The sequence below is a fragment of the Thioalkalivibrio sp. ALMg9 genome (assembly GCF_000380625.1).
GTDB lineage: Bacteria > Pseudomonadota > Gammaproteobacteria > Ectothiorhodospirales > Ectothiorhodospiraceae > Thioalkalivibrio > Thioalkalivibrio versutus.
The window spans coordinates 74,074-91,440 of record NZ_AQYC01000003.1 but is presented as its reverse complement, the minus strand read 5'-3'; the positions used below and the strand labels follow the sequence as shown (position 1 = coordinate 91,440).

Sequence of the window (17,367 nt, the reverse complement as noted above, 5' to 3'; positions counted from 1 at the left end):
TGTAGGAGATTCTATGTCTCTCCACAAGGGATCTTAGGTTGGTAATCGGTCTGATTTTTCATCAGGGCGAAGGCGACGCGGGCCAGCTTTCGAGCCAAGGCGTTCAGTGCCTGGGTCGTCGCCAGGCCACGGTCCAGGCAGCGCTGGTAGTAGTCGCTCCAGGCGGCTTTCGACTTGGCCTGCATCGCGGCCAGATAGAGCAGCCGTCGCAACTCTGGATCGCCCTGTTTGGTGAGTTTGCGCTGCCCCCGTTTCGTGCCGGAGTCGCGTATGCGGACATCCAACCCCAGGAAGGCAACGAACGCATCACCGCTGCGGAAGGCGCCGCGATGGAACGCCATCGTCAAGCCGGTGGCGGTGAGCGGGCCCACACCCTCGATCTGCTGGCAGCGTCGGGCGTGATCCGACCAGCCGGCGCGACCGACCGTCTCGCGCAGCACACGCTGGAGGACAGCGTCCAGCCGACCGATCTCCCGGAGCAGATCCTTCAGATTGGACTGCAGTTCGGGTACGCCTCGCAGGCTCTGCTCCAGCATGACCCGTGCCCGCACCAGCGTGGCACGCCGGCGCAGCAGCTTTTGCAGGGTCCGGTAGCCCTCGGGTGGCGGTGTCCAGGGGCGCAGTTCGTCCTGTTCGCGTTGCAGATAACGCACCAGAAGCCGAGCATCCCCGGCATCGGTCTTGGCCCGGCCACCGATGCTCTCGCGGTAGCGATTGAGGCGATAGCCATTAATCAGATACACCCGGTGGCCCTGATGATGAGCCTCCAGCGCCAGGGCCAAGTGATAGTCGTTGGTGGCTTCCAGGGCAAAGTCGGCCGGACCCTCCAAGCCACGGACCCACCGGCGGATCGCCGGGAGCTCGTTGGGACACGGCTGTGCGGTTTCACCGTCGATGCTGATCCACAACTCGGCCTTGCCGACATCGACCCCGATCCGATGCGTTGCCATCATCACACCTCCCGAGCTAGCTTGGAGTTGTCTGTCGGGGCCTCACCGAACGCTGGCTTGCCATCTATCGTCGGTCCCGTGCCGATCGATTCCTTATCGGCGTTTAAGGTGAGGGGTGGGACGAATTCTCCTACCGTCTGTGCCACAGGCCAGATGCCGGCCTCGTCCCTCCACCCCGACAGACCCTTTCTAGGCCTGCCGGGGTTAAACATACAAGCCGCCTTGGCGGCGAAGCCCCTGCCAAAGTCCGGCGCGGGCAGGGGCTTCGCCGCCAAGGCGGCTCCTACGGCGGGTTAGGTCGCCCTCTGGCAGCGCACTATTGCAGGTCAACTGCACCGCAAGTGCGCCCCAGGCTGGTGCCTCAGGGATTGTCTTCCGGACTTCGGGCTTCCCGCAAGCGTTCGACCCGGTGTTCGAAACCATCCGATTTTTCCGCGCCACGTGGCGATTGTTTCCCGCAGGGTCGCCTAGCAACGGCTAATTGGCACACCTCCTGCAGGAGGATGGGCAAGACGAGCCAACGGCGGTTCGTCGCCTGACAACAGGGAGACCCGATGACCGGGGCTCCCGTGAGACTGGACAAAGGCGTCCATCACCCGGCTGCACAAGCGGCCGGGCTGATGCGACGCCTTTTTTCGTTTTTGGGATGTGTTTGCTGACAAGGGGAGTGAACCCGTAATGACCGATCAAACGAACGACACGAAGAACACCTCCGGCCTGTCGCGCCGGCGTTTCCTGGGCGGCATGGCCGCCGGAATCGGCGCCACGGCAATGGGCCTTTCGGGCGCGGCGCCCTGGGGCTATGCGAAGGCCGGCAATGGCAAGCCGGAGACCACCGAGGCGAAGCTCGGCTTCATCGCTCTGACGGATGCCGCACCGCTGTTCATTGCGTTGGAGAAGGGCTTTTTCGCCGCTCACGGCATGCCCGATGTGCAGGTGCTGAAGCAGTCCTCCTGGGGCACGGTGCGCGACAACCTGGATCTGGGGTCGCAACGCGGCGGAATCGATGGCTCGCACATCCTCACGCCAATGCCCTACCTGATCCATCGCCGGGGCACGCCGATGACGATCCTCGCGCGACTGAACCTGGCCGGGCAGTGCATCTCGGTCGGGGACGAGTACGCGGACCTGAAGGTCGGCACCGACACCACGGAGTTCAAGGGCGCCCTGGCCGAGAAGGCCGCCGGCGGTGACGACATTCGTGCGGCGATGACCTTCCCGGGCGGGACCCATGATCTGTGGATCCGCTACTGGATGGCCGCCGGCGGGATCGATCCGGACCGCGACATCGCCACCATCGTGGTCCCGCCGGCGCAGATGGTTGCCAACATGCGCGTCGGGTCCATGGACACCTTTTGTGTCTGCGAGCCGTGGAACATGCAGCTGATCAATCAGGGCATCGGCTACACCGCCAACACCACCGGCGAACTGTGGCACAACCACCCGGAGAAGGCGCTGGGCATGCGTGCCGACTGGGTGGAGGCTCATCCGAACGCGGCGCGCGCCCTGACCATGGCGGTGATGGAGGCGCAGATGTACTGCGAGGACCCGGTGAACAAGGAGGAGGTCGCCGAGATCTGCTCGCGCCGGCGCTACATCCACGCCCCGTACGGCGACATCATCGACCGCATGCAGGGGAACTTCGACTACGGCACCGGACGCGTGGTCGAGGATCACCCCGACCAGATGCGCTACTGGAAGGACCAGGCCTCCTACCCGTTCAAGAGCCACGACTTGTGGTTCCTCACCGAGGACATCCGCTGGGGCTATCTGCCGCCGGACCTGGACATGCCGGCGCTGGTGGACGAGGTGAACCGCGAGGACATCTGGCGCGAGGCCGCCGAGGCGCTCGGCATCGACGGCGCCGACATCCCCGAGTCCACCTCGCGCGGCAAGGAAACGTTCTTCGACGGCAAGGTCTTCGACCCGGAGAACCCGCAGGCCTATCTCGACAGCCTGGACATCAAGGCGCTCGCGTCCTGACGCGTTGCCCGACTGACCCCCGAACAAACGATTCAAGAGGATTTCGCGATGAGTGCCATTCTCGACCGCACCCTGACCTTTGGCTCCGGGCGCGAACGCCCGGCGGCCGACGCGTCGCCCACCCGGCCCGTGGCCCGGAAGGCCACCACCATTGCGGCCAGGCCCCAGCCGCGCCCCGGGGCAGATCCCGGGGCCTGGGCCCGGCGCCTGCGCAATACTGCCGCGGTCGTGGTGCCGCCGGTGGTCGTCACGGCGCTTTTTTTGCTTATCTGGGAGATGATGGCGTCCTCCCCGGGAGCCGTGTTGCCCGCCCCGAGCCAGGTGATTACCGACACCTGGGAACTGATCGTCAATCCCTTCTATGACTACGGCGGTAACGACGTCGGCATGGCCTGGCAGTTGCTGGCCAGCCTGGAGCGCGTGGCCTACGGCTATGCGCTGGCGGTAGTCGCCGGTATCGGCCTGGGCGTGCTGGTGGGCCAGTCCACCTGGGCGATGCGCGGACTCGACCCGCTGTTCCAGGTCCTGCGTACCGTGCCGCCTCTGGCCTGGCTGCCGATCTCGCTGGCCGCGTTCCAGGCCAGCAATCCGTCGGCGATCTTCGTGATCTTCATCACCGCGATCTGGCCGATCATCATCAACACCTCCGTCGGTATCCGGAATATCTCGCAGGACTACGTGAACGTGGCCCGCGTGCTGCGCCTGAACGGCTTCGAGTACTTCACCAAGATCATGCTCCCGGCCGCCGCGCCGTATGTCTTTTCCGGTTTGCGCATCGGGATCGGTCTCGCCTGGCTGGCGATCGTGGCCGCCGAGATGCTGATCGGTGGTGTTGGCATCGGCTTCTTTATCTGGGATGCCTGGAACGCCTCCATGCTCAGCGACATCGTGCTCGCGCTCGTCTACGTCGGCCTGGTCGGGTTCTTCCTCGACCGTCTGGTTGCCATCGTCGGCAACTGGGTTACCCGTGGCACGCAGGCCGGCTGAGCCGGCCCCTTACAGGAGAAACATCATGACCAGCTATCTCTCCATCGAACATGTCCACAAGACCTTTGGTGAAGGGCCTTCGGCTACCGAGGTGCTGCGCGACGTCGACCTGCACGTGGACCGCGGCGAGTTCATCTCCATCATCGGCCACTCCGGCTGCGGCAAGTCGACGGTGCTCAACATCGTCGCCGGGTTGCTGGAGACCAGCACCGGCGCGGTGATCCTGGACGGGCGTGAAGTGAGCAAGCCGGGACCGGATCGCAGCGTGGTGTTCCAGAACCACTCGCTGCTGCCCTGGCTGACGGTGCGCGACAACGTCGCCCTGGCGGTGGACAAGACCTTCAAGGGCACCAAGTCGGCGGCCGAGCGTCGCGAGTGGATCCTGCAGACGCTGGAGATGGTCGGCATGGGCCACGCACTCGACAAGCGCCCGGACGAAATCTCCGGAGGCATGAAGCAGCGTGTCGGCATCGCCCGGGCACTGGCGATGGAGCCGAAGGTACTGCTGATGGACGAGCCGTTCGGTGCGCTGGACGCGCTGACCCGGGCCCACCTGCAGGATGAGGTGATGCGCATCCAGTCGGATCTGGGCAACACCGTGCTGATGGTCACCCACGACGTGGACGAGGCCGTGCTGCTGTCCGACCGCATCGTGATGATGACCAACGGCCCGGCCGCGACCATCGGCGAGATCCTGGAGATTGACCTGCCCAAACCGCGCGAGCGTCTGGCGATGGCCGACAACCCGCAGTACAACCACTACCGGGCCGAAGTCCTGCGCTTCCTCCACGAGCGTCACAAGAACCCGGAAGCGGAGGCTGCGTAATGAACACGTCAAACGACAAGCCGCGGCTGGTCCTGATCGGCAATGGCATGGCCGGGATGCGCACGGTCGAGGATCTGCTGAAGCTCAAGCCCGACATGTACGACATCACCGTGTTCGGCGCCGAGCCCTGGGGCAACTACAACCGCATCATGCTCTCGCCGGTGCTGGCCTCGGAGAAGACCGTCGACGAGATCATGCTGAACGACGATGCCTGGTATGCCGAGCACGGGATCACCCTGCACAAGGGCAAGCGCGTCGAGCGGATCGACCGCGTCGGTCGTCGGGTGATCGCCGAGGACGGCACCGAGGCGCCGTATGACCGGCTGCTGCTGGCGACCGGCTCGGATCCGGTGATGATCCCGATTCCGGGTGCCGATCTCGACGGCGTGGTGGGCTTTCGCGACATCCACGATGTCGACGCGATGCTGGCCTCCAGCCGTGAGCATCGGCGAGCGGTGGTCATCGGCGGTGGCTTGCTGGGGCTGGAGGCCGCGAACGGCCTGATGCGCCAGGGCATGGACGTGACCGTGGTGCATCTGATGGATCACCTGATGGAGCGCCAGCTGGACCCCGCGGCGTCCGGCATGCTGCGCGCCTCGCTGGAGGAGCGCGGCATGGACTTTCGCATGGCGCACCAGACCCAGGCGATCCTCGGGGACGAGCGGGTCACCGGCGTGCGCTTTGCCGATGGCAGCGAGGTCGACACCGATCTCGTGGTGATGGCGGTCGGCATCCGCCCGAATACCGCGCTGGCCGAGTCCGCCGGGCTGCACTGTGAGCGCGGTGTGGTAGTGAACGACACGATGCAGACGTATGACCCGGCGATCTACGCGGTCGGGGAGTGCGTGCAGCATCGCGGCACGACCTATGGCCTGGTCGCGCCGCTGTGGGAACAGGCCAAGGTCTGCGCCAATCACCTCGCGGAGTACGGCATTGGGCGCTACGAGGGCTCGATGACCTCGACCAAGCTCAAGGTGACCGGGATCGACCTGTTCTCCGCCGGCGACTTCACCGGTGACGAGACCACCGAGGATCTGGTGTTCCAGGACGCCGCGCGCGGCGTCTACAAGCGCCTGGTGCTGAAGGACAATCGCATCCAGGGCGCGGTGCTCTACGGCGACACCCTGGATGGCTCCTGGTACTTCCAGTTGATGCGCGATGGCACGCCGGTCGCCGATATCCGCGAGAACCTGCTGTTCGGCCAGGCGCATATCGGCGACTCCGGCCACGGCGACGAGGCCTCGCGCGTGGCGGCGATGCCGGACAACGCCGAGATCTGCGGCTGCAACGGTGTGTGCAAGGGGGATATCGTCCAGGCGATCAGCGAGCACAAGCTGTTCACGCTGGAGGACGTTCGCGCCCACACCAAGGCCTCGAACTCCTGCGGTTCCTGCACCGGACTGGTCGAGTCGCTGCTGGCGACCACGCTGGGCGGTGACTACTCCGACGCCCCGGCGAAAAAGCCTGTCTGCGCCTGCACCGACCACAGTCACGACGAAGTCCGCGCGGCGATCGCCCGCGACGGCCTGAAGACGATGGACGCGGTATTCGCGGCGCTCGACTGGAAGACCCCGAACGGCTGTCACGTCTGCCGCCCGGCGCTCAACTACTACCTGCTGGCGGCCTGGCCGAAGGAGTACCAGGACGACGCGCAGTCGCGCTTCATCAACGAGCGCGCCCACGGCAACATCCAGAAGGACGGGACCTACTCGGTGATCCCGCGCATCTGGGGCGGGGTGACCACGCCGGCCGAGCTGCGCGCGATCGCCGAGGTGGCCGAGCGCTACGAGGTGCCCACGGTCAAGTTCACCGGTGGTCAGCGCATCGACCTGCTGGGCGTGGAAAAGAGCGATCTGCCAGCCATGTGGCGCGATCTCGGCCAGGCCGGGTTCGTCTCCGGCCATGCCTACGGCAAGGCCCTGCGTACGGTGAAGACCTGTGTTGGCTCCGAGTGGTGCCGTTTCGGCACCCAGGACTCCACCGGTCTCGGCATCCAGCTGGAACGGATGAGCTGGGGATCGTGGACGCCGCACAAGTTCAAGATGGCCGTCTCCGGCTGCCCGCGTAACTGCGCCGAGGCGACGATCAAGGACCTTGGCGTGGTCTGCGTGGACTCCGGCTACGAGCTGCACGTCGGCGGTAACGGCGGGGTGAAGGTCCGCGCGACCGACTTCCTCTGCAAGGTGGAGACCGAGGCCGAGGTGCTCGAATACGCCGGGGCCTTCATGCAGCTCTACCGCGAAAGCGCCCGCTACCTGGAGCGCACCGCGCCCTGGATCGAGCGTGTCGGGCTGCCGCAGGTGAAGGAACGCCTGGTGGACGACGCCGAGAACCGTGCCGCGCTGTACGCCCGCTTCCTTCAGTCGCAGGAGGTGGCGCAGGTGGATCCCTGGGCCGAGCGGGCCGCCGGCCATGCGGCGCATGAGTTCATCCCCATCCGGCCGGCGGATGGCACGCCGGGGACCCCGCGTCCGGAGGTGTCGGCATGAGCTGGACCGCGATCTGCCATCTCGACGAGATCCCGCCGCTGGGCGCGCGGGTCGTTGCTGGCCCCAACGGCGATATCGCCGTGTTCCGAACCGCGGACGACCGCGTCTTCGCCCTGCGCGACCAGTGCCCGCATAAGGGTGGGCCGTTGTCGCAGGGCATCGTCCACGGCGAACGTGTGACCTGTCCACTGCACAACTGGGTGATCGACCTGCCGTCCGGCGCGGCCACGGGCGCGGATTCGGGCTGCACACATGCCTTCCCGGTCCGCGTGACCGAGGGCCAGGTGTGGCTGGACCTGGCCGCCTCCGCCACCGATTCGGACGCGGCGCCGGTGGTTGACTGCCGCGAGGCGGGCTGAGATGGCCACATCCGACGCCGTGACCCGCACCACCTGCCCTTATTGCGGGGTGGGCTGCGGCGTGGAGGTGACCGCGACGCCGGGAGCCGAGTTTCCGGTGGAGGTGCGCGGCGACTCCTCCCATCCGGCGAACGCCGGGCGCCTGTGTTCCAAGGGCGCGGCGCTGGCCGAGACACTGGGGGACGAGGGGCGGCTGTTGCATCCGGAGATCGAGGGCGCGCGCGTCGACTGGGATACGGCGCTGGATCATGTCGCGGGCGGCTTTCGCGACGTGATCGACCGCCACGGGCCGGATGCCGTGGCGTTGTATGTCTCGGGGCAGATCCTGACCGAGGACTACTATGTGGCCAACAAGCTGATGAAGGGCTTCGTCGGCTCGGCCAACATCGACACCAACTCGCGGCTTTGCATGTCCACGGCCGTGGCCGCACACACCCGCGCCTTCGGCATGGATGGCGTGCCGGGCAGCTACACCGACTTCGAACAGGCGGACCTGGTCGTGGTGGTCGGTTCGAACATGGCGTGGGCGCATCCGGTGCTGTTCCAGCGCCTGCAGGCCGCCCGCGCGGCGCGCCCGGAGATGAAGCTGGTGGTGATCGATCCGCGGCGCACGGCCACTGCCCAGGCGGCCGATCTGCACCTGCCGCTGGCGCCGGGCACGGATGCCTGGTTGTTCAACGGCCTGCTGGATCACCTGCGCCGCGAGGATGCGCTGGACCCGGCATTCCTGGAACGCCACGTCGATGGCTTCGCCGACGCCCTGGCGGCAGCCCGCGCCTCCAGTCCGTCGATTGCCGTGACCGCCGAGGCCTGCGAACTGGATCCCGAGGCGGTGGCCACCTTCTTCCGCTGGTTCGCGCGAACGGAGCGGACGGTTACCGCGTTCTGCCAGGGCATCAACCAGTCCGACAGCGGCGTGGACAAGGCCGGGACGATCCTCAACGTGCATCTGGCCAGCGGGCGCATCGGGCGCCCGGGCATGGGCCCGTTTTCGCTGACCGGTCAGCCCAATGCGATGGGTGGGCGCGAGGTTGGCGGACTCGCCAGCCAGTTGGCCGCGCACATGGGCTTCGACGAAATGTCCCTGGATCGCGTAAGCCGCTTCTGGAATGCACCGAATCTCGCCCGCAAGCCGGGGCTCAAGGCGCTGGATCTGTTCCGCGCGGTTGAATCGGGGCAGGTGAAGGCGATCTGGATCATCGGCACCAACCCCTTGTTCAGCCTGCCCGAAGCCGAACGCTTCGAGCGGGCCCTGCGCGACTGCCCGCTGGTCGTGGTCTCCGACTGCGTGCACGAGACCGAGACGACCCGCGTGGCCGACGTGCTGTTGCCGGCGACCACCTGGGGCGAGAAGGACGGCACGGTGACCAATTCCGAGCGGCGAATCTCGCGCCAGCGCCCGTTCCGGGAACCCCCGGGCGAGGCGCGTCACGACTGGTGGGCGTTGGCCGAGGTCGCCCGCCGCCTGGGCTTTGCCGAGGCCTTCCCCTATACGCAACCGGTGGAGATTTTCCGCGAGCATGCGGCCCTGTCCGCGTTCGAAAACGAGGGCAGGCGTGACTTCGACATCGGCGCGCTGGCAGATCTTTCGGCCGCCGGGTACGACGTCCTGGAGCCCGTGCAGTGGCCGCTCCCGGCTGGCAGCGAGATCGGGACCACGCATCTGTTCGGGGACGGGCGCTTCTTCACCCCCAGCGGCCGTGCGCACCTCGTGGCCGTCGATCCGCGCGCACCCACCGACTCGATCGACGCCGAGTACCCCCTGCGCCTGAACACCGGGCGCATCCGCGACCAGTGGCACAGCATGACCCGCACCGCGCGGACGCCGCGCCTGAGCGCGCATCAGTCGGAGCCGTTCGTCGAGATCCATCCGGTAGATGCCGGGCTGTTTCGTGTGCAGGCGGGTGATCTGGCCGCGGTGACCAGCCGTCACGGGCACCTGCTGGCGCGGGTGCAGGTGAGCCGCGAGCAACGCCCCGGCAGCGTGTTCGTGCCGATGCACTGGAGCCGGCCGATCGCGCGGCTGGCGCGGGTGGATGCCCTGGTGCCCGCGCATGTCGATCCGGTCTCCGGGCAGCCGGCGTTCAAGCACACGGCCGTCTCGGTGCGCCCGGCGGCGATGGGCTGGCACGGCTTCGTGCTGAGCCGCGAGCCGGTGAGTCTCCCGGAGGCCGACTACGCGGTGACCGCGCGCGGGCCGCGGCATCTGCGCTTTGAACTGGCCGGGCGTGGCGCGCCACCCGAGATCGCCGACTGGCGGGCACGGCTGGACGGCCCCGGCGAGTGGCTGGAGTTCGCCGACCCGGCGGGTGGTCGCTACCGCGCCGCGCGTATTCACGAGGGCCGGCTTGCCTGCGTGCTGTTCGCGGGTCCCGACCGCGGCCTGCCCGAGCGCGAATGGCTGGGCGGTCTGTTCGCGGCCGAGTCGATCACCGATGACGAACGCATGGCCCTGCTCACGGGGTGTCCGCCGAACGGCCAGGCCGCACGCGGGCGCCTGGTCTGCGCCTGCTTCGGCGTGGACGAGACGCGCATCCGCACGGCGATTCGCGAGCAGGGGCTGGCGAGCTGCGAGGCCGTGGGTGCCTGCCTCGAGGCCGGCACCAACTGCGGCTCCTGCCGCCCCGAGATCCAGACCCTGTTGAATGAAGAATCCGAGGCGCCCACGGATCCCGTGGCGCGGGAGGGATGAGCATGGAACACCTGCCGATCTATATGCAGTTGCACGGCCGCCAGGCCCTGGTGGTCGGGGGCGGTCCGGTGGCCGCGCGCAAGGCGGCGCTGCTGCTGGAGGCCGGGGCGCGGGTGCGCCTGCGAGCCCCTGACTACAGTGATGCCGCCGAGCGCTTGTTGCGCGAGCACCCGGAGTCGATCACCCGCGAGCCGGGTACCTACCGAACCGAGTACCTGGGGCAGGTGGCGATCGTGATCGCCGCGACCGACAACGAGCAGGTTAACCGCCAGGTCTCGGAGGACTGTGTTGCGCGCTCGATCCCGGTGAACGTGGCGGACCAGCTCGAGCTTTGCAGCTTCATCCTGCCGGCCATCGTCGAACGCGGCCCGCTGACCATCGCGATCGGCTCCGGTGGCCGTGCCCCGGTGCTGGTGCGTCTGCTGCGCGCGAAGATCGAGAGCCTGATCCCGTCCGGCTATGGGCGCCTGGCGGATCTCGCCGGTCGCCTGCGCGACCGGGTGCGCGCCCATTTCGACAGTGTGAACGCGCGGCGGGCCTTCTGGGAGCGTGCGTTTGCCGGGCCGGCCACCGAGCTGGCGCTGGCCGGACGTATGGATGCGGCCGCAGAGCGTCTGGAACAGGAATTGAATGAAGCGGATGCCGCCACGCCGGGCGAGGTCTATCTGATCGGCGCCGGGCCGGGTGATCCGGACCTGCTGACCTTCCGCGCGTTGCGTCTGTTGCAGCAGGCGGACGTGGTCGTCTACGACCGCCTGGTGTCCTCGGAGGTGGTGAACCTGGCCCGGCGCGAGGCCGAGCGCTTCTATGTCGGCAAGGAGCGCGATCATCACTGCGTGCCGCAGGAGGCGATCAGCGAACTGCTCTCGCGGCTGGCGCGCGAGGGCAAGCGCGTGGCGCGACTGAAGGGCGGCGACCCGTTCGTGTTCGGCCGCGGCGGCGAGGAGCTGGACGTGCTCGCCCGCGACGGCGTGGCCTATCAGGTGGTGCCCGGCATCACCGCGGCCAGTGGCTGTGCCGCCTATTCGGGCATCCCGCTAACCCACCGTGATCATGCCCAGTCCGTGCGCTTCATTACTGGCCATACCCGCGAGGGCCGGCTGGACGTGGACTGGTCGCAGCTGACGAACACCCGCGAGACGCTGGTGTTCTATATGGGCCGCAAGGGGCTGGGGGAGATCTGCCGGGGGCTCAAGGGTGCGGGCCGTGCCGGGCGGACCCCGGCCGCGATCATCGAGAACGGCACGACCGCCCGTCAGCGTGTCGTGACCGGCACGTTGGATACCCTGGCCGCCCGCGCCGAACGCGATCAGGTCGGCTCGCCCAGCCTGATCGTGATCGGCGAGGTCGCCGCCTGCCATCAGCGCCTGGACTGGTTCCGGCCGGATGCCGGGTCGGCCACGACGTTCCCGCAGCTGATGCCGGCATCCGGTGTCGTGACCGCGAGCGCGGCGTGAGCGGATTGGAGGATCGTACGCATGCGGTCTCTGGCGGGCTGGCCGGCGTCCGGGTCGCGCTCCCGGAGAGCCGTGCACTGGAGGTGTTTGCCGGGCTGCTGGAGCGGCGCGGGGCCGAGGTGTGGCGCTGCCCGCTGGTCGCCATCCACGACAGCCTCGACCAGGCGGCCATCGAGTCCTGGCTGGCAACCGCCATCGATGCCCCGTTCGATCGGCTGATCTTCCTGACGGGGGAGGGGTTTACTCGGCTGACCGGCTTTGCTCGGCGCGCCGGGTGCGAGGCTACCTGGCTGACGGCCGTGGCCGGAACCCCGACGCTGGTACGGGGCCCCAAACCCGGCCGCGCGATGAAACCGTTCGGTGTGCGGCCCGATGCGGTGGCGGCGGCACCGACCACCGAAGGGATCATCCAGACCCTGTCCGCTCAGGACCTGCACGGACAACGTATCGGTGTGCAGCTCTACGGTGCGGAGCCCAACCGCCGCCTGCTGGATTTCCTGAGGGCGGCGGGCGCGGAGGTGTTCCTGGTCTGGCCCTACCGCTACGCGGATGCCGCCGAGACGGGGCGTGTGAGCGAGCTGATTGCAGCCCTGATCGCAGGAGAGGTGGATGCGATCGCCTTTACCAGCCAGGCCCAGGTCCGGCGTCTGCTGCGGGTCGGCCAGGCCGAGGATCGTCAGGATGCATTGCGGGAGGCGTTGCGGCGCACCATCGTCGCGGCGATTGGCCCCGTGGTGGCGGATGAACTGCACGCTCACGGTATTACCCCCACCGTGGTACCGGATGGTCGATACTTCATGAAACCGCTGGTCTCGGCGCTGGCCCGGCACCTGCAGGCCGTCGCATAGGGAACTTGTGGCGCGGCCGGATGGCCCACGGATGGAGTCTTCTTCGGTGATCACCTGCCATGAAACATCCATCCCCGCGGCGTTCACGCCGATCCTTCCTGCGCTGGATGGCCGGGTCCGCGGTGGCGGCCGGGGCCGGGTGGCCCCTTGTAGGTGGGACCGCCGAGGGGCGTGAGCCGCAGCGCAAGCCGATCCCGTCTTCCGGGGAGGAGATCCCGGTGATCGGGATGGGGACGTGGATTACCTTCAACGTGCCGGAGGATCCGGAAGCGCTGGCGGTGCGTACCCGCATCCTGGATACCTTTGTCCGCCGTGGCGGCGGGATGATCGACTCCTCGCCGATGTACGGGCGCGCGGAGGCGGTGGTCGGTCACGGCCTGCGCGAACTGGGCCATCCGGAGGGTGTGTTCTCGGCGACCAAGATCTGGACGCGCAGCACCTCGACCGGCCGCGACCAGCATGCGGAGTCGCGGGATCTGTGGGGTGTCGACACCCTGGACCTGCAGCAGGTGCACAACCTGCAGAACTGGGAGGCGCACCTGGAAACCCTGCGCGAGCGCCGTGAGGCGGGGGAGGTTCGCTATCTCGGCGTGACTACCTCGCACGCGCGGCGCCACGACGAGCTGGAGCGCATCCTGCGGCGCGAGGACCTGGACTTCGTGCAGCTGACCTACAACATCCTGGATCTCGAAGCGGAACAGCGCCTGTTGCCGTTGGCGCGGGAACGCGGGGTGGCGGTGATCGCGAACCGCCCGTTTCGGCGCAAGGCGCTGATCAACCAGTTCGCGGGGCATCCGCTGCCGGACTGGGCGGCGGAGATCGAATGCGAGAACTGGCCGCAGTTCCTGCTCAAGTTCATCGTCTCGCACCCGGACGTGACCTGTGCGATCCCCGCGACCTCGGTGGTGGCGCACATGGAGGAGAACATGGGCGCGCTGTACGGCCCCATGCCGGACGCCGAGATGCGCAGCCGCATGGTCGCGTACGTGCAGGACCTGTAGGGTTGGCCTCCGAATCCTTGCGACCGGGGAGCCGACATGCTGCCGTTTGAGGCCTCGACCTGGCTGGCGATCCTGGGCCAGTACAACACCGCGATCTGGCCCCTGCACGGGATCGGCGCACTGCTTGCCCTGGTGGCTGTGGGGCTGGTGGTTCCGGGCTCGCGTGCGGCCGGCCGTGTCATTGGCCTGTTGCTGGGCGTGCTTTGGATCTGGACCGGGGTTGCCTTCTTCGGCGGTTCGCTGGCGCCGTTCCACTTCGCCTCCGAGTGGCTGGCCGGAGTGTTCGTGGCCCAGGGCCTGATGCTGGTGTTCGCGCTGACCCTGATGGGTCAGGCCCGCTTCGGCTGGCCCGGCCGGCTGGGGGGAGGGGCCGCGATGGTGGTGATCGCCCATGCCTTCGTGGGGTACCCACTTCTGGACGCCGCGCTGGCCGAAACGCCCTGGACGCAGCTGCAATATGTCGGCGTGGCCCCGGGGCCGGTGATGCTGCTGACCCTGGGACTGCTGTTGCTAGTGCCGTCGCGTCCGCCCTTGGTGCTGGCGATCATCCCGCTGCTGTGGGCGCTAGTCACCGGCTACATGGCCTGGGGCCTTGGCCAGTGGCTGGAATTCCTGCCGGCCGCCCTCGGCGTGGGGGCGTTCGTGCTCCTGCTGCTGCGGCGCTTCGGAGGTGCGGCTCGGGCAGGCCCGCGCCCGGGTGTTTGACCGGGCCGCCGGTTGGTCTGCGAACGCGTTGGGTTTAGGCTCGCGTGCTCTCGGTATTGAGGAGGCTGTCATGTCCATCGAAGTGATTCATCGCCCGGACCACGACCACCTGGAACGCCTGGGGGTGTTCGACTGGCCGGTCTGGGAGAAGGAGATCTCGACCTTCCCCTGGCACTACGACGAGCGCGAGGTCTGCTACATCCTGGAAGGCCAGGTCACGGTGACCCCGGACGGCGGCGAGCCGGTCACGGTCGGCGAGGGCGACCTGGTCACCTTCCCCGAGGGCATGGACTGCACCTGGGAGATCCACCGCGACATCCGCAAGCACTACCGCTTTGGCTGAGCCGCTTGTCAGTGGATTGCATTGACCACCGTAACGTTACGGATTACAGTCGAAGTTGCGTGCCAAGGAAGGCCGATGATCAGGAAGATTCGTCACAAGGGACTAAAACGCTTGTATGCGAGCGGCGATCGCCGTGGGTTGCCGGCGGACCATGTGGAAGACCTGGAAGACATTCTCGCGCTGCTGGATGCAGCGACCCATCCCGGACAGCTGGATCTCCCGGGCATGGATTTTCATCCGCTGCGTGGGGATCGCGCCGGCTTTTTCTCGGTGCATGTGAACGGCAACTGGGTCGTCACCTTCACTTTCAGTGGCGACGATGCGGATCAGGTGGATTATGAAGATTACCACTGACCTTCAGGAAGACGCGGCGATGCGGAACCCGCCCCACCCCGGGCGGATCCTGCGCCGGCGTGTGCTGCCGGGGCTGGGTCTTTCGGTGACGGAGTTTGCGCAGCATCTGGGGATGTCCCGCAACGCGGTCTCGCGTGTTCTCAACGAACACGCCGCCATTTCACCGGATTTTGCGGTGCGTCTGGAGAGTGGGGGAATCGGCGAGGCACGCCACTGGCTCACGATGCAGACCAACTACGATCTGGCCCGGGCCGCGTCCCGGGACGAGAATCATATCCGGCGGTTCGCGGCTGCGTGATCCCCGATGCCGCAGGTGCGATTGAAGCGAAATCCTGTTCAGTCGCCGTAGGGTGCGGTTGAGCGTAGCGAAACGCACCATGTCCCACGCCCTGTGTGACCCCCTGATGCGTTTCGCTGCGCTCAACGCATCCTACGAGCTCACGCCCTTCCCGCAGTCCCTGTGGCAGCGTGCCTGCGCGCGAATGCGGTGCCTGTGCCAGCGCCTACCGCCGTTTCGCGGCCAAGGCCGCTCCCACATGGTCTTCAGCGGGCGAGCCAGTGGGTGTCGAGGGGGGTGTGGAAGGTCTCCTCGACGCGGCGGAGGTAGTAGAGCATGTCGACCGGCAGGTTGATGCCGTCGTGCATCTGTAGCGGGTAGAGGTCGGCGGCGATTACGCAGTCGGCGATCGACGGCTGCCCGAGGTAGAAGCGGTTGGCGGCCAGGTGCTTGGCCAGTTCTGGCAGGTGACTCAGCTTGGCGAGCTGGTTGTAGCCGTCGTAGCGGTCGTTGGCGAGTTCCTCCAGCGACAGGCCGAAGCGGTGCTGCACATGCGCCTTGAAATCGGCCAGGGCCTCGGCGCTCTCGCCGATGCCGTGAAAGCCCGGCGCCAGCGGGGCGTAGAGTCGGTCCAGCACGATCTCCACCTTGGCGCGCCAGTCCACCAGGGCCTGCCAGGCGTCCTCGGCGATGACGCCGTCGGAGAGTGGCTCGCCGGTCGGGAACAGGTGGTCGATATCGCGCAATGCGGTGACCGTGTCGGTGTGCAGCGTACCGTCGTCGGTTTGCAGGATCGGGGACTGGCGGGCCACGCCCAGTTCGAAGAAGGTCTCGTCGTCGAACCAGTCCAGCGCGCGGGTCTCCAGCGCGACACCCTTGTAGCCGCAGGCCAGGCGCAGGCGGTCGGCCTGCGCGTCGTGCGGGAAGTGGTAGAGCGTGGCCACGCGGTTACTTCCCGCGCTGGGCGTGGCTCAGGATGAAGTCCCACTGGTCCTGGGTGATGGGCATTACCGACAACCGGTTGCCGCGGCGCACCAGCGGGCAGTCTTCGAGCTGCGGCTGCTGCTTCAGCCAGTCGAGGGTGATGATGTCGCCGAATTTTTCCTCGAAGGCGACGTCCACGCGCAGCCAGCGCGGGTTGTCCGGGTCGCTCTTCGGATCAAAGTGCGGGTCTTCGGGATCGAAGGCGCAGGTGTCCGGATAGGCCTCTTTCTCGATGCGCAGGATGCCGACGATGCCCGGTGGCTTGGCGTTGGAGTGGTAGAAGAAGGCGAGATCACCCTTTTTCATCTCGTCGCGCATCATGTTGCGCACCTGGTAGTTGCGGATGCCGTCCCACGGCTCCACGCCGACGCGTTCCAGGTCGTCGATGCTGAACTCGTCGGGCTCGGACTTCATCAGCCAGTAGGCCATGCGGGCTCCTCGTGCCAAATAAGGGGTGTGGTCAGGTGTGCGTATTGTGCCGCGCGCGGTCTGGCAGCGCATGCCAGCCCTGCTCGGTGACGACGCCATCCAGCGGGACGTCCCAGGGGCGAGTCGGCAGCGCCGGGACGCCCTGCAGCGAGTGGGCCACGCCAATCAGCTTCGGCCGGCGCATGCCGAAGCGACGCCGGGCGAAGTAGCGGTCGTAGTAGCCCGCACCCATGCCCATGCGGTTGCCGGCGGTGTCAAAGGCCACCAGCGGCATCAGCACCACCTGCATCTCGCGGCGCCAAATGCGTGGGGCGTCCGGACAGGGTTCGGCGATACCGAAGCCGTTGTGGCACAGCGCATCGCCCGGGGCCCAGGTGTGGAAATGCATGTGCCCGGGGCGTTTGTCGTCCATCACCGGCAGGGCGATGCGTGTGCCGCGCCGGGCCAGGGCGACAGTCAGTGGGGTCAGGTCGACCTCGCCGCGCAGGCCGCGATAGGCGCCGACACAATGCGGCTTCCAGCGCTCGAACCAGCGCAGCAGATGTCCGCAAATGGCGGCAGAGTGGTGGTCGAGCTGGGCATCCGACAAAGCCGCCCGCGCGCGGCGCAGGCGCAGACGCAGGGCACGCAGATCGTCGGGCGATAGCGAATCTTGAACGGAGTCGGTTTCCGCAGACATAAAG

General features: G+C 67.4%; 17 protein-coding genes. 13 read left to right on the top strand and 4 right to left on the bottom strand.

Annotated features, from left to right (window positions below; translation table 11 throughout):
- Positions 1-11 precede the first annotated feature (11 nt).
- Positions 12-953: an IS110 family transposase gene (locus tag F792_RS0100530; RefSeq protein WP_018167930.1), complete on the bottom strand. Its 942-nt coding sequence runs from the start codon at positions 951-953 to the stop codon at positions 12-14.
- A gap of 675 nt (positions 954-1,628) precedes the next feature.
- Between F792_RS0100530 and F792_RS0100520 the strand changes: the two genes are divergently transcribed.
- From F792_RS0100520 to F792_RS0100460, 13 genes are all read left to right on the top strand, one after another.
- A complete protein-coding gene (locus tag F792_RS0100520; RefSeq protein ID WP_018167928.1) occupies positions 1,629-2,933 on the top strand; it encodes a CmpA/NrtA family ABC transporter substrate-binding protein in 1,305 nt (434 codons plus the stop codon).
- Positions 2,934-2,981: 48 nt separating this feature from the next.
- On the top strand, positions 2,982-3,920 hold the full coding sequence (gene ntrB, locus F792_RS0100515; RefSeq protein WP_018167927.1) for a nitrate ABC transporter permease: 939 nt from the start codon (positions 2,982-2,984) through the stop codon (positions 3,918-3,920).
- 25 nt (positions 3,921-3,945) lie between these two features.
- Positions 3,946-4,746: an ABC transporter ATP-binding protein gene (locus F792_RS0100510; protein ID WP_018146262.1), complete on the top strand. Its 801-nt coding sequence runs from the start codon at positions 3,946-3,948 to the stop codon at positions 4,744-4,746.
- Entirely contained in the window at positions 4,746-7,235 is a 2,490-nt protein-coding gene (gene nirB / locus F792_RS0100505; RefSeq protein ID WP_018167926.1) for a nitrite reductase large subunit NirB, read from the top strand. The genes F792_RS0100510 and nirB overlap by 1 nt, the downstream gene beginning before the upstream one ends.
- Positions 7,232-7,594 carry a nitrite reductase small subunit NirD gene (nirD, locus tag F792_RS0100500; RefSeq protein WP_018167925.1) on the top strand — a complete coding sequence of 121 codons (363 nt, stop codon included), beginning with the start codon at positions 7,232-7,234 and terminating at the stop codon, positions 7,592-7,594. Before nirB ends, nirD begins: the two co-directional genes overlap by 4 nt.
- Before the next feature lies 1 nt (position 7,595).
- Positions 7,596-10,286 (top strand): nitrate reductase, encoded by a 2,691-nt coding sequence (locus F792_RS0100495; protein WP_018167924.1) that lies wholly within the window; start codon positions 7,596-7,598, stop codon positions 10,284-10,286.
- A 2-nt stretch (positions 10,287-10,288) separates the two neighbouring features.
- Positions 10,289-11,743: a siroheme synthase CysG gene (cysG, locus tag F792_RS0100490; RefSeq protein WP_018167923.1), complete on the top strand. Its 1,455-nt coding sequence runs from the start codon at positions 10,289-10,291 to the stop codon at positions 11,741-11,743.
- Positions 11,740-12,591, top strand: a complete 852-nt coding sequence (locus F792_RS0100485; RefSeq protein ID WP_018167922.1) for a uroporphyrinogen-III synthase — start codon at positions 11,740-11,742, stop codon at positions 12,589-12,591. The genes cysG and F792_RS0100485 overlap by 4 nt, the downstream gene beginning before the upstream one ends.
- Before the next feature lie 59 nt (positions 12,592-12,650).
- Positions 12,651-13,592: an aldo/keto reductase gene (locus F792_RS0100480; RefSeq protein WP_018167921.1), complete on the top strand. Its 942-nt coding sequence runs from the start codon at positions 12,651-12,653 to the stop codon at positions 13,590-13,592.
- Positions 13,593-13,628: 36 nt separating this feature from the next.
- Positions 13,629-14,297: a DUF6064 family protein gene (locus tag F792_RS0100475; RefSeq protein ID WP_018167920.1), complete on the top strand. Its 669-nt coding sequence runs from the start codon at positions 13,629-13,631 to the stop codon at positions 14,295-14,297.
- A 70-nt stretch (positions 14,298-14,367) separates the two neighbouring features.
- Positions 14,368-14,640 carry a cupin domain-containing protein gene (locus F792_RS0100470; protein WP_018167919.1) on the top strand — a complete coding sequence of 91 codons (273 nt, stop codon included), beginning with the start codon at positions 14,368-14,370 and terminating at the stop codon, positions 14,638-14,640.
- Between the two features lie 75 nt (positions 14,641-14,715).
- On the top strand, positions 14,716-14,994 hold the full coding sequence (locus F792_RS0100465; RefSeq protein ID WP_026305866.1) for a type II toxin-antitoxin system RelE/ParE family toxin: 279 nt from the start codon (positions 14,716-14,718) through the stop codon (positions 14,992-14,994).
- A 19-nt stretch (positions 14,995-15,013) separates the two neighbouring features.
- Complete coding sequence (locus tag F792_RS0100460) at positions 15,014-15,292, top strand: HigA family addiction module antitoxin (protein ID WP_018167917.1); 279 nt, start codon at positions 15,014-15,016, stop codon at positions 15,290-15,292.
- A gap of 245 nt (positions 15,293-15,537) precedes the next feature.
- On the opposite strand, the gene F792_RS0100455 is transcribed toward F792_RS0100460, so the two are convergent.
- Genes F792_RS0100455 through F792_RS0100445 form a run of 3 tightly spaced genes read right to left on the bottom strand, consistent with a single transcriptional unit; the run spans position 15,538 to position 17,363 of the window.
- On the bottom strand, positions 15,538-16,215 hold the full coding sequence (locus F792_RS0100455; protein WP_018167916.1) for a glutathione S-transferase family protein: 678 nt from the start codon (positions 16,213-16,215) through the stop codon (positions 15,538-15,540).
- A gap of 4 nt (positions 16,216-16,219) precedes the next feature.
- Positions 16,220-16,684 carry an EVE domain-containing protein gene (locus F792_RS0100450; protein ID WP_018167915.1) on the bottom strand — a complete coding sequence of 155 codons (465 nt, stop codon included), beginning with the start codon at positions 16,682-16,684 and terminating at the stop codon, positions 16,220-16,222.
- Positions 16,685-16,715: 31 nt separating this feature from the next.
- The gene (locus F792_RS0100445) at positions 16,716-17,363 is read right to left on the bottom strand and encodes a 5-formyltetrahydrofolate cyclo-ligase (protein WP_018167914.1); all 648 of its coding nucleotides are present in this window, start codon (positions 17,361-17,363) and stop codon (positions 16,716-16,718) included.
- Positions 17,364-17,367 lie beyond the last annotated feature (4 nt).

Coding starts and splice junctions, on each gene's coding strand:
- F792_RS0100530 (WP_018167930.1), bottom strand. CDS start 953: ATGATGGCAACGCATCGGATCGGGGTCGATGTCGGCAAGGCCGAGTTG.
- F792_RS0100520 (WP_018167928.1), top strand. CDS start 1,629: ATGACCGATCAAACGAACGACACGAAGAACACCTCCGGCCTGTCGCGC.
- ntrB (WP_018167927.1), top strand. CDS start 2,982: ATGAGTGCCATTCTCGACCGCACCCTGACCTTTGGCTCCGGGCGCGAA.
- F792_RS0100510 (WP_018146262.1), top strand. CDS start 3,946: ATGACCAGCTATCTCTCCATCGAACATGTCCACAAGACCTTTGGTGAA.
- nirB (WP_018167926.1), top strand. CDS start 4,746: ATGAACACGTCAAACGACAAGCCGCGGCTGGTCCTGATCGGCAATGGC.
- nirD (WP_018167925.1), top strand. CDS start 7,232: ATGAGCTGGACCGCGATCTGCCATCTCGACGAGATCCCGCCGCTGGGC.
- F792_RS0100495 (WP_018167924.1), top strand. CDS start 7,596: ATGGCCACATCCGACGCCGTGACCCGCACCACCTGCCCTTATTGCGGG.
- cysG (WP_018167923.1), top strand. CDS start 10,289: ATGGAACACCTGCCGATCTATATGCAGTTGCACGGCCGCCAGGCCCTG.
- F792_RS0100480 (WP_018167921.1), top strand. CDS start 12,651: ATGAAACATCCATCCCCGCGGCGTTCACGCCGATCCTTCCTGCGCTGG.
- F792_RS0100475 (WP_018167920.1), top strand. CDS start 13,629: ATGCTGCCGTTTGAGGCCTCGACCTGGCTGGCGATCCTGGGCCAGTAC.
- F792_RS0100470 (WP_018167919.1), top strand. CDS start 14,368: ATGTCCATCGAAGTGATTCATCGCCCGGACCACGACCACCTGGAACGC.
- F792_RS0100465 (WP_026305866.1), top strand. CDS start 14,716: ATGATCAGGAAGATTCGTCACAAGGGACTAAAACGCTTGTATGCGAGC.
- F792_RS0100460 (WP_018167917.1), top strand. CDS start 15,014: ATGCGGAACCCGCCCCACCCCGGGCGGATCCTGCGCCGGCGTGTGCTG.
- F792_RS0100450 (WP_018167915.1), bottom strand. CDS start 16,684: ATGGCCTACTGGCTGATGAAGTCCGAGCCCGACGAGTTCAGCATCGAC.
- F792_RS0100445 (WP_018167914.1), bottom strand. CDS start 17,363: ATGTCTGCGGAAACCGACTCCGTTCAAGATTCGCTATCGCCCGACGAT.